Source organism: Blattabacterium cuenoti (assembly GCF_014251655.1).
In the GTDB taxonomy this organism is placed as follows: Bacteria; Bacteroidota; Bacteroidia; order Flavobacteriales; family Blattabacteriaceae; genus Blattabacterium; species Blattabacterium cuenoti_I.
This window is the reverse complement of record NZ_CP059225.1, coordinates 388269-401081: the sequence shown is the minus strand read 5'-3', so window position 1 is coordinate 401081 and position 12813 is coordinate 388269. Positions and strand designations below refer to the sequence as shown.

Annotated in this window: 25 protein-coding genes; all 25 read left to right on the top strand. The window is 26.4% G+C overall.

What is annotated here, in order from left to right; genetic code table 11:
* Positions 1-5: 5 nt before the first annotated feature.
* From rplB to eno, 25 genes are read left to right on the top strand one after another with little or no spacing between them, the layout of a single operon-like run.
* Positions 6-830 carry a 50S ribosomal protein L2 gene (gene rplB / locus H0H63_RS01935; RefSeq protein ID WP_185858344.1) on the top strand — a complete coding sequence of 275 codons (825 nt, stop codon included), beginning with the start codon at positions 6-8 and terminating at the stop codon, positions 828-830.
* A gap of 8 nt (positions 831-838) precedes the next feature.
* Positions 839-1123: a 30S ribosomal protein S19 gene (gene rpsS / locus H0H63_RS01930; RefSeq protein WP_185858343.1), complete on the top strand. Its 285-nt coding sequence runs from the start codon at positions 839-841 to the stop codon at positions 1121-1123.
* Positions 1124-1139: 16 nt separating this feature from the next.
* On the top strand, positions 1140-1499 hold the full coding sequence (rplV, locus tag H0H63_RS01925; protein ID WP_185858342.1) for a 50S ribosomal protein L22: 360 nt from the start codon (positions 1140-1142) through the stop codon (positions 1497-1499).
* Positions 1500-1503: 4 nt separating this feature from the next.
* Positions 1504-2205, top strand: coding sequence for a 30S ribosomal protein S3 (rpsC, locus tag H0H63_RS01920; RefSeq protein WP_185858341.1), 702 nt, complete (start codon positions 1504-1506; stop codon positions 2203-2205).
* Positions 2206-2217: 12 nt separating this feature from the next.
* The gene (gene rplP, locus H0H63_RS01915) at positions 2218-2631 is read left to right on the top strand and encodes a 50S ribosomal protein L16 (RefSeq protein ID WP_185858340.1); all 414 of its coding nucleotides are present in this window, start codon (positions 2218-2220) and stop codon (positions 2629-2631) included.
* A gap of 2 nt (positions 2632-2633) precedes the next feature.
* Complete coding sequence (gene rpmC / locus H0H63_RS01910; protein ID WP_185858339.1) at positions 2634-2828, top strand: 50S ribosomal protein L29; 195 nt, start codon at positions 2634-2636, stop codon at positions 2826-2828.
* Positions 2825-3103: a 30S ribosomal protein S17 gene (gene rpsQ, locus H0H63_RS01905; RefSeq protein WP_185858338.1), complete on the top strand. Its 279-nt coding sequence runs from the start codon at positions 2825-2827 to the stop codon at positions 3101-3103. Before rpmC ends, rpsQ begins: the two co-directional genes overlap by 4 nt.
* Before the next feature lie 30 nt (positions 3104-3133).
* The gene (gene rplN, locus H0H63_RS01900) at positions 3134-3505 is read left to right on the top strand and encodes a 50S ribosomal protein L14 (RefSeq protein WP_185858337.1); all 372 of its coding nucleotides are present in this window, start codon (positions 3134-3136) and stop codon (positions 3503-3505) included.
* 27 nt (positions 3506-3532) lie between these two features.
* Positions 3533-3760: a 50S ribosomal protein L24 gene (gene rplX / locus H0H63_RS01895; protein ID WP_185858336.1), complete on the top strand. Its 228-nt coding sequence runs from the start codon at positions 3533-3535 to the stop codon at positions 3758-3760.
* The gene (gene rplE, locus H0H63_RS01890; RefSeq protein ID WP_185858335.1) at positions 3757-4308 is read left to right on the top strand and encodes a 50S ribosomal protein L5; all 552 of its coding nucleotides are present in this window, start codon (positions 3757-3759) and stop codon (positions 4306-4308) included. Before rplX ends, rplE begins: the two co-directional genes overlap by 4 nt.
* 1 nt (position 4309) lies before the next feature.
* On the top strand, positions 4310-4579 hold the full coding sequence (rpsN, locus tag H0H63_RS01885; protein ID WP_185858334.1) for a 30S ribosomal protein S14: 270 nt from the start codon (positions 4310-4312) through the stop codon (positions 4577-4579).
* Between the two features lie 17 nt (positions 4580-4596).
* On the top strand, positions 4597-4980 hold the full coding sequence (gene rpsH, locus H0H63_RS01880) for a 30S ribosomal protein S8 (protein WP_185858333.1): 384 nt from the start codon (positions 4597-4599) through the stop codon (positions 4978-4980).
* 18 nt (positions 4981-4998) lie between these two features.
* The gene (rplF, locus tag H0H63_RS01875) at positions 4999-5550 is read left to right on the top strand and encodes a 50S ribosomal protein L6 (RefSeq protein ID WP_185858332.1); all 552 of its coding nucleotides are present in this window, start codon (positions 4999-5001) and stop codon (positions 5548-5550) included.
* 10 nt (positions 5551-5560) lie between these two features.
* Entirely contained in the window at positions 5561-5887 is a 327-nt protein-coding gene (rplR, locus tag H0H63_RS01870) for a 50S ribosomal protein L18 (protein ID WP_185858331.1), read from the top strand.
* 10 nt (positions 5888-5897) lie between these two features.
* A complete protein-coding gene (gene rpsE / locus H0H63_RS01865) occupies positions 5898-6407 on the top strand; it encodes a 30S ribosomal protein S5 (RefSeq protein ID WP_185858330.1) in 510 nt (169 codons plus the stop codon).
* Positions 6394-6864 carry a 50S ribosomal protein L15 gene (gene rplO, locus H0H63_RS01860; protein ID WP_238784389.1) on the top strand — a complete coding sequence of 157 codons (471 nt, stop codon included), beginning with the start codon at positions 6394-6396 and terminating at the stop codon, positions 6862-6864. Before rpsE ends, rplO begins: the two co-directional genes overlap by 14 nt.
* A 5-nt stretch (positions 6865-6869) precedes the next feature.
* Positions 6870-8264, top strand: a complete 1395-nt coding sequence (gene secY, locus H0H63_RS01855) for a preprotein translocase subunit SecY (RefSeq protein ID WP_185858329.1) — start codon at positions 6870-6872, stop codon at positions 8262-8264.
* Between the two features lie 49 nt (positions 8265-8313).
* A complete protein-coding gene (infA, locus tag H0H63_RS01850) occupies positions 8314-8529 on the top strand; it encodes a translation initiation factor IF-1 (RefSeq protein ID WP_185858328.1) in 216 nt (71 codons plus the stop codon).
* Between the two features lie 12 nt (positions 8530-8541).
* Positions 8542-8658: a 50S ribosomal protein L36 gene (gene rpmJ / locus H0H63_RS01845; RefSeq protein ID WP_185858327.1), complete on the top strand. Its 117-nt coding sequence runs from the start codon at positions 8542-8544 to the stop codon at positions 8656-8658.
* Positions 8659-8670: 12 nt separating this feature from the next.
* Positions 8671-9051: a 30S ribosomal protein S13 gene (gene rpsM, locus H0H63_RS01840; protein WP_185858326.1), complete on the top strand. Its 381-nt coding sequence runs from the start codon at positions 8671-8673 to the stop codon at positions 9049-9051.
* A gap of 11 nt (positions 9052-9062) precedes the next feature.
* Entirely contained in the window at positions 9063-9449 is a 387-nt protein-coding gene (rpsK, locus tag H0H63_RS01835; RefSeq protein WP_185858325.1) for a 30S ribosomal protein S11, read from the top strand.
* A 12-nt stretch (positions 9450-9461) separates the two neighbouring features.
* On the top strand, positions 9462-10070 hold the full coding sequence (gene rpsD, locus H0H63_RS01830) for a 30S ribosomal protein S4 (RefSeq protein WP_185858324.1): 609 nt from the start codon (positions 9462-9464) through the stop codon (positions 10068-10070).
* Positions 10071-10081: 11 nt separating this feature from the next.
* Positions 10082-11077 (top strand): DNA-directed RNA polymerase subunit alpha, encoded by a 996-nt coding sequence (locus H0H63_RS01825; RefSeq protein ID WP_185858323.1) that lies wholly within the window; start codon positions 10082-10084, stop codon positions 11075-11077.
* Positions 11078-11083: 6 nt separating this feature from the next.
* A complete protein-coding gene (rplQ, locus tag H0H63_RS01820) occupies positions 11084-11512 on the top strand; it encodes a 50S ribosomal protein L17 (protein WP_185858322.1) in 429 nt (142 codons plus the stop codon).
* Positions 11513-11515: 3 nt separating this feature from the next.
* Positions 11516-12808: a phosphopyruvate hydratase gene (gene eno, locus H0H63_RS01815; protein ID WP_185858321.1), complete on the top strand. Its 1293-nt coding sequence runs from the start codon at positions 11516-11518 to the stop codon at positions 12806-12808.
* Positions 12809-12813 lie beyond the last annotated feature (5 nt).

Sequence of the window (12813 nt, the reverse complement as noted above, 5' to 3'; positions counted from 1 at the left end):
ATTTAATGTCAATTAAAAAGTTAAAACCTATTACATCTAGTCAACGTTTTAGAGTAAAAAATTCTTTTAATCAAATTACAAATTCTTATCCTGAAAAATCTTTAGTTAGGGGAAAATGTAAGTCAGGAGGAAGAAATAATGTTGGAAGAATGACTATGCGTTATTTTGGAGGAGGTCATAAAAAGAGATATAGAATAATAGATTTTAAAAGAAAAAAATTTGGAATTCCTGCTATTATAAAATCTATCGAATATGATCCAAATAGATCTTCTTTTATCGCTTTACTTCATTATCAGGATGGAGAAAAAAAATATATTATAGCAATGAATGGCTTAAAAATAGGACAAAAAGTTCTTTCTGGAAAGAATGTTCCGTTTCATGTAGGAAATTCTACTTTTTTAAGTGAAATTCCATTAGGATCTATTATTTCTTGTATAGAACTTAGACCAGGACAAGGAGCTAAAATAGCGAGAAGTGCAGGTTCTTTTGCTCAATTATTTGCAAAAGATGACAAATATGCTACTATTAAACTTCCTTCTGGAGAAGTAAGAATGATAATAATTAATTGTATGGCTACTATTGGAGTTGTATCTAATTTAGATCATCAATTAGAAATATATGGAAAAGCAGGAAAAAAAAGACATTTGGGTAGAAGACCTAGAACTAGAGGAGTCGCAATGAATCCTGTAGATCATCCAATGGGTGGTGGAGAAGGAAAAGCTTCCGGTGGAATACCTAGAAGTAGAACAGGAAATCCATCTAAAGGATTCAGGACTCGTTCTAGGAAAAAATACTCAAATAAATATATTTTGCAAAGAAGAAAACGATAAATTTTATTATGGCAAGATCTTTAAAAAAAGGACCGTATGTATCTGTAAAATTATATAAAAAGGTATTAAAAAATATAAAATCAGAAAAAAGAACCATTATTAGAACTTGGTCTAGACCTACTACTATTTTACCAGATTTTGTAGGACAAACTTTTGCAGTACATAATGGAAAACAGTTTATTAATGTATTTGTTACAGAAAATATGATTGGTCATAAACTAGGAGAATTTTCTCCAACTCGTATATTTAAAGGACATTCTGGATCTAAAAATAAATTAAAAATAAAAAACTGAAAAACTATTCAAAGATATGGAACAAAAAATAAGTATGGTTTCAGCTTCTTTGAATGGAGTTAGGATTTCTCCAAGAAAGATGAGATTGGTGGCTGATTTAATTCGAAATAAAGAGATACAAAAAGCTTTATCTATATTGGAATATAGCAGTAAAAAAAGAGTTTCTTATTTCTTTAGAAAATTGCTACTTTCTTTATTATCTAATTGGAAAAGAAAATATGAACAATTAGAGGATATCAATTTGTATATAAACAAAATTGTAGTAAATCAAGGAAAAACTTTAAAGCGATTACGTCCTGTACCTCAAGGTAGAGGTCATAGAATAAGAAAAAGATCAAGTAATATTTCGGTTTTTTTAGGAAAAAATAAAAAATAAATATATGGGACAAAAAACCAATCCAATTGTTAATCGTCTTGGAATTATAACTGGATGGCAATCCAGTTGGTGTAATAATTATAAATATAGAATACAAGAAGATTTTAAGGTAAGAAGATATATAGAAGCTAGACTTCCAAAAGGAATAGTTTCTCGCATTTTCATAGAAAGAACGTTAAAGTTTATTACTATTACTATTCGGACATCAAGACCTGCTCTTGTTATAGGAAAAGGAGGGGATGAAGTAGATACTCTTAGAAAAGAACTAAAAAAACTTACAAAAAAAGAAATACAAATTAATATTTCAGAAGTGAAACGTCCTGAATTAGATGCTCCTTTAGTAGCTAAAGGTTTAGTTAGGCAACTAGAAAATCGTATTTCTTATAAAAAAGCGATTAAATTATCTATTCTTTCTGCTATAAGAATGAATGCTCAAGGAATAAAAATTCAAATTTCTGGAAGACTAAATGGATCAGAAATGGGAAGATGTGAATCTTATAAAGAAGGAAGAATTTCTCTTGGTACTTTTCGTGCAGATGTAGATTATCATATGACAGTAGCTCATACTGTTTACGGGAGCATAGGAATAAAAGTATGGATTATGAAAGGAGAAGTATATGGAAAAAGGGAGTTATCTCCATTATTGGGAATACAACAAAAAAAGAAAAGAAATTATACTAGATATACTCATAGAAAAAATAAATAAGGATTTATTTATATGTTACAACCAAAAAAAACAAAATATAAAAAAAAACAAAAAGGAAGAATTAGAGGAAATTCTAAAAAAGGAGTTTTTCTTTCAAGAGGATTATATGGAATAAAAGCATTAGAAGGTGCATGGATAAGCTCAAGACAATTAGAATCAGCAAGAATTGCAGCTACTAGATATATGAAAAGAGAAGGCAAATTATGGATTAATATTTTTCCAGATAAACCGGCTACAAAAAAACCACAAGAAGTACGCATGGGTAAAGGAAAAGGACCTGTAGAATTTTGGGTTTCTGTAGTAAAACCAGGAAGAATATTATTTGAAATAGATGGAGTTGAAATGGATATAGCTAAAGAAGCTTTAAGATTAGCATCTCAAAAACTTCCTATAAAAACGAAATTCATTTTTTATAATGAAACATAATTATGAAAAATTCATGTATTAAAAATTTATCAATAGATGATTTGATTCAAAAAATTAAAATTAGTGAAGAAAATTATCATAAATTAAAATTTAATCATTATGTTAAAATGAATAAAAATACTATCAAAGTTCGATTCTTAAGAAGAAATATTGCTAAATTAAAAACAGAGTTAAATAAAAGAAAAATAAATAAATGATAGATAGGAAAAAATCTATAATATTACGGAATATTAGAAAACAAAGACAAGGAATAGTTATAAGTGATAAAATGAATAAAACTATTTTAGTTTCTGAAATTAAAAAAGTGAAACATAGATATTATGGAAAAAGTATTTTGAAAAAAAAAATATATATGGTTCATGATGAAAAAAATATTTCTAAGAATGGAGATAAAGTAAATATTATGGAAATACGACCTATGAGTCGAAAAAAATGCTGGAGATTAGTCTCTATATTAGAAAAATCTAAATGAATAATAAACAATAGTTAAACGATAGTTGTTATGTTACAACAAGAATCTCTATGTAAAGTATCGGATAATACAGGTGCTAAAGAAGCATTAATTATTAGAGTTTTAGGAGGATCTAAGAGAAGATATGCTTCAATAGGTGATACTGTAGTTGTTTCTATAAAAATAACTGTATCTGGAGGAGTCACTGTAAAAAAAGGACAAGTATCTAAAGCCGTAATTGTTAGAACCAAAAATAGAACTAGGAGAAAAGATGGATCTTATATAAGTTTTGATGATAATGCTTGTGTATTAATAAATGCTTCTGGAGAAATGATAGGAACAAGGGTTTTTGGTCCAGTAGCTAGAGAGCTTAGAGAAAAGGAATATATGAAAATTATATCTTTGGCACAAGAAGTTTTGTAGAATGATATTCTATAAATAAATAGAAACATGAAAAAGATAAAAAAAGAAGATAAAGTATTAATTTTATCAGGAAATTATAAAGGAAATAAAGGGGTAATAAAAAAAATTTTTCCTAAAAAGAACAAGGCGATTATAAGTGGTTTAAATATGGTAAAAAAACACATTAAACCTAGTATAAAAAAACCTAAAGGAGGAATTTTTGAGAAAGAAGCCCCCATTCATATATCTAATTTGAAAAAAATGAAAGAAAAATGATTTATAACTCCAGATTATATAAATTATATAAGGAAAAAATAATACAAAATTTAGTAAATAAATTTGGATATACTTCTGTTATGGAAGTTCCTAGACTAAAGAAAATAGTAATTCATCAAGGAGTAGGGAGTTCCGTTTTAGATAAAAAAATAATAGATTTTTCTTTAAAAGAAATAACAAATATAACAGGACAAAAAGCTGTTTTATGCTATTCTAAACATGATGAATCTGGATTTAAATTGAGGAAAGGAATCCCGATAGGAGTTAAAGTAACTTTACGTAGAACAAAAATGTTTGAATTTTTAGAAAGACTTATTGTAATTTCTTTGCCTAGAGTAAGAGATTTTAATGGAATAAAAAACAATAGTTTTGATGGTAATGGAAATTATAATATGGGGATTATAGAACAAATTATTTATCCTGAAATTAATATTGATAAAATAAAAAAAAATATGGGAATGAATATCACATTTGTGACTTCCGCTAAGAATGATATAGAGGCGAAGAGTCTTTTATCATTTTTTGGAATTCCTTTTAAAAAAAAATAAAATGGCTAAAGAATCCGTTAAAGCAAGACAGAGAAAAAGAGAAAAAATGGTAATAAAATATGCAAATAAAAGAAAAATTTTGAAAGAATCTGGAAATTATGAATTATTGCAAAAATTACCTAGAGATGCATCTCCTGTTCGTTTGAGAAATAGATGTTCTATTACTGGAAGATGTAGGGGTTATATGCGAAAATTTGGAATTTCTCGTATTGTTTTTAGAAATTTAGTTTCTCAAGGATTTATTCCTGGAGTTAAAAAAGCCAGTTGGTAAAAATTATAAAAAAAAATATGGATCCTATTGCTGATTTTTTGACTAGAATTAGGAATGCTAGTTTATCAAAACATAAACTTTTGGAACTTTCTTTATCTAATATAAAAAGAGAAATTACTAATGTTTTATTAGAAAATGGATATATTTTAGATTATAAAGTAGATTCACAAAAAAAAATAATTAAAATAGCTTTAAAATATTATCAAGGAAAAATTTGTGTAATTCAACAAATAATTAGGATCAGTAAACCAGGACTGAGAAAATATTGTAAATATAGAAATTTACCTAGAGTGTTAAATGGATTAGGTATTGCTATAATTTCGACTTCTGATGGAATTATAACAGATAAGCAAGCTAGAAAAAAGAAAATAGGAGGAGAGATTTTATGTTATGTATATTAATAAACTAAAAATTTTAAAATGTCTAGAATTGGAAAAAAATATATTTACATACCTGAAAATGTAAAAGTTACAATAATTGAAAATAAAATATCGGTGAAAGGAATTCTAGGGTCTTTCAACCAAATAATTCCAAATCAATTACAATTACGGTTACAAAAAAATCAGTTATTAGTTTGTAGAAATAAAGAAGATAAAAAATCTAAATCTTTACATGGATTATATCGTGTTTTAATAAATAATATGATGATAGGGGTTACTTATGGATTTTTTAAAAAGTTAGAATTAGTAGGAGTAGGTTATAAAGCTAATTATAATGATAAAGAAAAGATTTTAGATTTAAATCTAGGTTTTTCTCATAATATTATGTTACAACTTCCTGAAGAAATTGATATAGAAATTGAATCAGAAAAAGGAAAAAATTATATAATTATTTTAAAATCTCACGATAAACAACTTTTGGGGATTGTATCCGAAAAAATTAGATCTTTCAGAAAACCAGAACCTTATAAAGGGAAAGGAGTAAGATATTTTGGAGAAATCATTCGTAGAAAATCCGGAAAATCCGCTTAAATAATTTTATATGAAAAATAAAAAATCAAGAAAAATTTTTGGAAAACCCAATCGACCAAGAGTTTCTGTATTTAGAAGTAATAAAGGAATATATGCACAAATTATAGATGACGTATCTAGAAAAACTTTAGTTTCTTCTTCTTCAAGAGAAAAAATATTTTCTAAAAAATCTAGAAAAACAAAAATAGAGTTATCCAATGAAGTAGGGAAATTGTTAGGACAAAAAATTAAAAAACTAAAAATAAAAAAATTGATATTTGATAAGGGAAAATATTTATATCATGGTCGAATAAAATCTTTAGCTGATGGAATTAGAGAATCTGGTTTAGAATTTTAGGATAAAAAAAATGAATAAAAAAATAAAATATACAGGTCTGGAATTAAAAGAAAAATTAGTTGGAGTAACAAGAGTATGTAAGGTTACTAAAGGTAGAAGATACTTTAGTTTTAGTGCTATTGTTATAAAAGGAAATGAAAATGGAATAGTTGGTTATGGATTTGGAAAATCTAAGGAAGCACCAGATGCTATTCATAAAGCAGGAGAACAAGCTAAAAGGAATATTTGTAAAGTTTGTATTTCTAACGGAACTATACCTCATGAACAAGAATCCAAATATGGAGGAGCTCGTGTTCTTATTCGTCCAGCATCAGATGGTACTGGAATTATAGCTGGAGGACCTTTAAGAGCTGTTTTAGAAGCGGTTGGGTTAAGAAATGTTTTATCTAAATCAAAAGGATCTTCTAATCACCATAATGTTATTAAAGCAACAATGAAAGCATTAAGTAGTATGAGAGATGCATCTATTATAGCAAAACAAAGAGGTATTACTATTCAAAAAGTATATGATGGATGTTAAACATTTATTAAAAAAAAATATTATTATATTTAAAAAAAAAAAATTGAGATTAGGGAGAGGACAAGGCTCTGGGAAAGGGGGGACTTGTGGAAGAGGACATAAAGGAGCAAAATCAAGATCTGGTTTCTCTAAAAAAATAGGGTTTGAAGGAGGACAAATGCCAATCCAAAGAAGGATTCCTAAATTTGGATTTAGAAAAAAAAGAAAAAAATTTATAGGTATTAATTTAGATGTTATCCAAAATTGGATTGATCAAAAAAAAATTAAAGAAAAAGATATTATTAATAAAAAAATTTTGTTAAAAAAAAATTTAATCAAAAAAAATGATTTTATTAAAATATTAGGAAGAGGAAAAATTCATTATCCTTTAAAAATATATGGATCTAAATTTAGTAAAAAAGCTTTATTGTCTATAAAAAAAGCAGGAGGAGAAACTCATCTTTGTAAGAATGAATAATTATTATGAATAGTTTTTTTAAAACTTTTCACAATATTTGGAATGTAAAAGAATTACGAAAAAAAATAATAACTACTTTAAGTTTCTTATTAGTTTATCGTTTTGGTGCTTATATTCCTATTCCAGGAATTAATCCTTTAGGAATTAGTGATTTTATGGATAAACTCCATGCTGGATCTAAAGGTTTAATGCAAATATTATCCTCTTTTACTGGTGGAGCTTTTAATCGTGCTTCTATTTTAGCTTTAGGAATAATGCCTTATATATCTGCTTCTATTATAATACAACTGATGTGTATTATTATTCCTCATTTACAAAAATTACAGAGGGATGGAGAAAGTGGAAGAAAACAAATTAGTTTTATTACAAGATGGTTAACCGTCGTTATATGTTTAATACAAGCTCCTATATATCTTGTTTCTCTAACTCAACAGTTTATTCCTTTTTCATCTATATCTTATTCTACTGTTTATTTAATTGATATAAATACTTTTTATGGAAAAAGTTTATTTTGGATTATAGGAGTAATGGTTTTAACTTCCGGAACTTTATTTACTATGTGGTTAGGTGATAAAATAACGGATCAAGGAATAGGAAACGGAATATCTTTAATAATTATGTCTGGAATAATTGCACGTTTTCCAGACGCTATAACAAAGGAAATTTTTAATAAATTAGGAATTAAAAATGGTGGATTAATAATTTTATTTTTTGAATTTTTATTATGGTTATTAGTAATTTTATTTTCTATTTTAATCATTCAATCTGTCCGAAAAATTCCAGTTCAATATGTATCTCATTATAAATCATTAGGATTAGTAATCCCTAAATTTAGTCATAAAAAACACCAATATATTCCATTAAAGATGACTGCTGCAGGAGTCATGCCTATCATATTTTCTCAAGCTATTATGCTTTTTCCATTAACATTTTCCAACTATGTAAAAAACATTAAAATAAAAAACTTTTTTCATTGTTTTCAAGATATTTATGGATTATGGTATAATATGACTATTTTTATTTTCGTAATAATTTTTACCTTTTTTTATACAGCTATTACTATTCCAGTAAATCAAATAGCTGATGATTTAAAAAGAAGTGGAGGACATATTCCAAGTATAAAACCAGGAAAAGAAACAGCGGAATATATAGATTATATTTTATCAAAGATCACATTTCCAGGATCGATTTTATTGGCTATAATAGCTATATTACCATCTATAGTATTTCGAATAGGAATTACTCAAAATTTTTCTCTATTTTATGGAGGAACTTCATTACTAATAGTAGTTGGAGTTATTTTAGATATATTGCAACAAGTAAATATACATTTGTTAAATTACCATTATGATGGATTAATGATGAAGAAAAATGGTAGGAGTAGATACACTAAATTATGATTTTTTATGTATATTATAAATTAGAATTAGATATCGTTTTTTTATTATTATGACTAAACAAAAGCATATTGAAGTTGATGGAACTATTATAGAATCATCTCCAAATGCAATGTTTCGTGTTGAATTAGAAAATGGATGTATAGTGAAAGCTCATATATCTGGAAAGATGAGAATGCATTACATAAAAATATTGCCAGGAGATAAAGTGAGATTAGAAATATCATCTTATGATTTAGAAAGAGGAAGAATAACTTATAGATATTAATAAACAATATATATGAAAATAAAAGCTTCTTTAAAAAAAAGAACTGTAAACTGTAAAATAGTTAGAAGAAAAGGGAAATTACGTATTATTAATAAGAAAAATCCTAGATTTAAACAAAAACAAGGTTAACTGCATTAGTTTATGGGGGTTAGAATTTCAGGTGTAGATCTTCCTATTTCTAAAAGAGGAATAATAGGTTTAACTTATTTATATGGAATAGGAAAAAGTTTATCAAAAAAAATATTGAATTCTGTTGGAATAGACGAAAATAAAAAAGTAGAAGAATGGTCTGATGAAGACTTGAGCGAAATAAGGAAATTTATATCTAATCATATAAAAATTGAAGGAGAATTAAGATCTGATGTGCAAATCAATATAAAGCGACTAATGGATATAGGTTGTTATATAGGAACTAGACATAGAAAAGGATTACCATTAAGAGGACAAAAAACAAAGAATAATTGTAGAACTAAAAAAGGACGTAAAAAAACTGTAGCAAATAAGAAAAAAGCTACAAAATAATATTTAAGTATATGGTAAAATCTTCATCAGGAAAAAAAAAATCAGTTGTGATAGATTCTTTAGGAGAAGCTCATATTAAAGCCACTTTTAATAATATAATTATTACTTTAACAAATAAAAAAGGAGATGTTATTGCATGGTCTTCATCTGGAAAAATGAATTTCAGAGGATCTAAAAAGAGTACTCCATATGCTGCTCAAATGACAGCGGAAAATGTAGCAAAAAAAGGATTAAATGCTGGAATAAAAAAAGTAGAAGTAAAAGTAAAAGGACCTGGAGCTGGAAGAGATGCTGCTATACGAGCATTAAGTAATTCAGGAATTATAGTTACAATGATTAAAGATATTACTCCATTACCTCACAATGGATGTCGTCCTCCTAAAAAAAGGAGAGTTTAATAAAAAAAAATTATGGCAAAATATACAGGTCCTAAAACTAAAATATCTAGAAGATTTGGAGAATGTCTCTACGGAATAGATAAATATTTCGAAAGAAAAAAAAACCCATCTGGTCAACACGGAAATAATCGTAGAAGAGGAAAACGTTCAGAATATTTCATACAATTAATAGAAAAACAAAAAGCAAAGTATACTTATGGAATATTAGAACGTCAATTTGAAAAATTATTTTTTGAAGCTGCTAGAAAAAAAGGGATCACTGGAGAACTATTATTGCAATCGTGTGAAAGTCGTCTTGACAACATAGTTTTTAGACTAAAATTTGCTCCTTCTAGATCTTCTGCTCGTCAAATCGTTTCACATAGACATATTGTAGTAAATAATCATATTGTAAATATACCATCTTTTAGACTTAAACCAGGAGATAAAATAGGTATAAAAGAAAAATCTAAAAAACATCCAGTCATATTAAATTCTTTACAAAAGAAAATAGGTCCATTAGTAGAATGGTTAGTTTTGGATGAAAAAAATATGTTTGGTATATTTAGAATTATGCCTAAAAGAATGGAAATACCTGAAAATATTAAAGAACAATTAATTGTTGAATTATATTCCAAATAATAGAAAATTGTATGGCTATTCTGGATTTTGTCAAACCTGATCAAATTATAATATGTGAATTATCAGGTAATAAAGCAGTTTTTCATCTAAAACCGTTAGAACCTGGATATGGAATTACTTTAGGAAATGCATTAAGAAGAGTTTTATTAAGTTCTTTAAAAGGTTTTGCTGTTACTTCAATTAGAATTAAAGGAGTTAAATATGAATTTTCTACTATAGAAGGAGTAGTGGAAGATGTAACTGAAATAGTTTTAAATTTCAAAAAAATTCGTTTAAAACAAACAATTTCAGGAACTCATCAAGAAACAGTAAACGCTTTCATTAATTATGGAAAAGTAGTAACAGGAGAAATTTTAAACAAATTTATTTCTGGATTTCAAATTTTAAACGAAGATCTAATTATTTGTAATAAAGAGGAATCTATCCCTTTAGATATAAGTTTTACAATTGAAGAAGGAAGAGGTTATATTCCAGCAGAGGAAAACAAAAAAAACAATGATTATTTGATTGGAACTATTCCTATAGATTCTATTTATACTCCTATTAGAAATGTTAAATATACAATAGAAAATTGTCGAGTTGGGCAAAAAACTGATTTTGAAAATCTTTCATTAGAAATAAAAACAGACGGCTCGATATGTCCCAAATCAGCGTTAATGAACGCTTCCAAAATATTAATTCAATATTTTTCTATTTTTTCTTATGAAAAAATAGGAAAAAAGAAAGAAGAAGAAATTAGAAAAAATAAAAAATATGATGAGGATTTTTTAAGAATGCGTGCTTTATTAAAATCTAAATTAAATGATATGGATTTATCTGTTCGAACAAAAAATTGTTTAAAATCAGAATCTATAAAAACTATAGCAGATTTAGTTAGTTGTAATAGAAACAGTATGTTAAAAATGAGGAATTTTGGAAAAAAATCTTTAGATGAATTAGAAAGTAAAATGAAAGAAAAAGGATTATATTTTGAAATGGATATATCAGAATACAAATTAAAAGAATGAGATATTATGAATCATAGAATAAAAAATAATTCTTTAGGAAGAAAATGTGGACATAGAAGATCTATTCTTTCTAATCTTGCTTCTTCTTTGATAAAAAAAAAAAGAATTTTTACCACTTTAGCCAAAGCTAAAGCTCTAAGGAAATATATAGAACCTATTATTACAAAATCAAAAATCAATACAACTCATTCAAAAAGAAATATATTTTCATATTTAAGAGATAAAAACGCCGTATCAGAATTATTTCAAAATATTTTTGAAAAAGTTCGTAATCGTCCTGGTGGATATACTCGTATAATAAAAACTGGATCTCGTTTTGGAGACCAATCTCCTATTTCTTTTATTGAATTAGTAGATTTTAATGAAATATATAATACACCTAAAAAAATAATTAAATCTGTAAGAATAAGGCGTAGTAGAAAAAAAAAAAAATGAACAATGAGTAAAATTAAAAGTATTAATGCTAGACAAATATTAGATTCTAGAGGAGATCCTACTATAGAAGTAGATGTAATAACAGATAAAAATATATTAGGACGTGCGTCAGTCCCGTCTGGAGCTTCAAAAGGAGAAAATGAATCTTTCGAATTACGAGATAATCAAAAAGATATTTTTTCAGGAAAAGGAGTATTGAAAGCGGTTAAAAACATAAACAATATTATTGCACCTGAATTAATAGGAAAATCTGCTTTAGATCAAATTTGTATTGATAAATTAATGTTGGAATTAGATGGAACAGTAAATAAAAAAAGATTAGGATCCAATGCCATTTTAGCTATTTCATTAGCTACTGCAAAAGCTGCATCTAATGAATTGGAAATTCCTCTTTATAAATATATAGGAGGAGTATATACATGTGAACTTCCCATTCCTTTAATAAATATTGTAAACGGAGGAAAACACTCCAATGCTCCTATCGTTTTTCAAGAATTTATGATAGTTCCTATAACAGCTAATACTTTTTTAGAAGCAATACAAATGGGATATAAAGTTTTTTATCAACTAAAAAAAATTCTACAACAAAAAGGTTTATCTACAAGTGTAGGGGATGAAGGGGGAGTCAGTCCTAATTTTAATGGAGTAGAAGATGTATTAGATCATATATTAGAAGCTATACATTTAGCTAATTATGAACCTTATGATCAAATAGGAATAGCTATAGATTGTGCTGCTTCTGAATTTTATCAAAATAATAAATATGATTATTCTAAATTTGAAAAAAAATTAGAAAATTCAAAAAAGTCTAAAAAAGAACATATTCATTATTTATCTTATTTAATTAAAAAATATCCTATTATATCTATCGAAGATGGAATGGATCAAAACGATTGGGAAGGATGGAAACTATTAACAGATGAAATAGGAGATCAAATTCAATTAGTAGGAGATGATCTTTTTGTGACTAAGGCGAGTATATTAAAAAAAGGAATAAAAAAAGAAGTGGCAAATTCTATTTTAATAAAAGTAAACCAAGTTGGAACATTAACAGAAACAATTGAAACAATTAATTTAGCTAAAAAAAACAAGTATAAAAATATAATTTCTCATCGTTCTGGAGATACAGAAGATTCTTTCATAGCAGATCTTTCAGTTGCATTTAATATAGAACAAATAAAAATAGGTTCTATTTGTCGTTCTGAACGAACTTCAAAATATAACCAATTATTGCGCATTGAGGAAGAACTTGGGAAACATTCTTTTTATTCAAAATGGAAGAATTTATTCCAATAAAAATA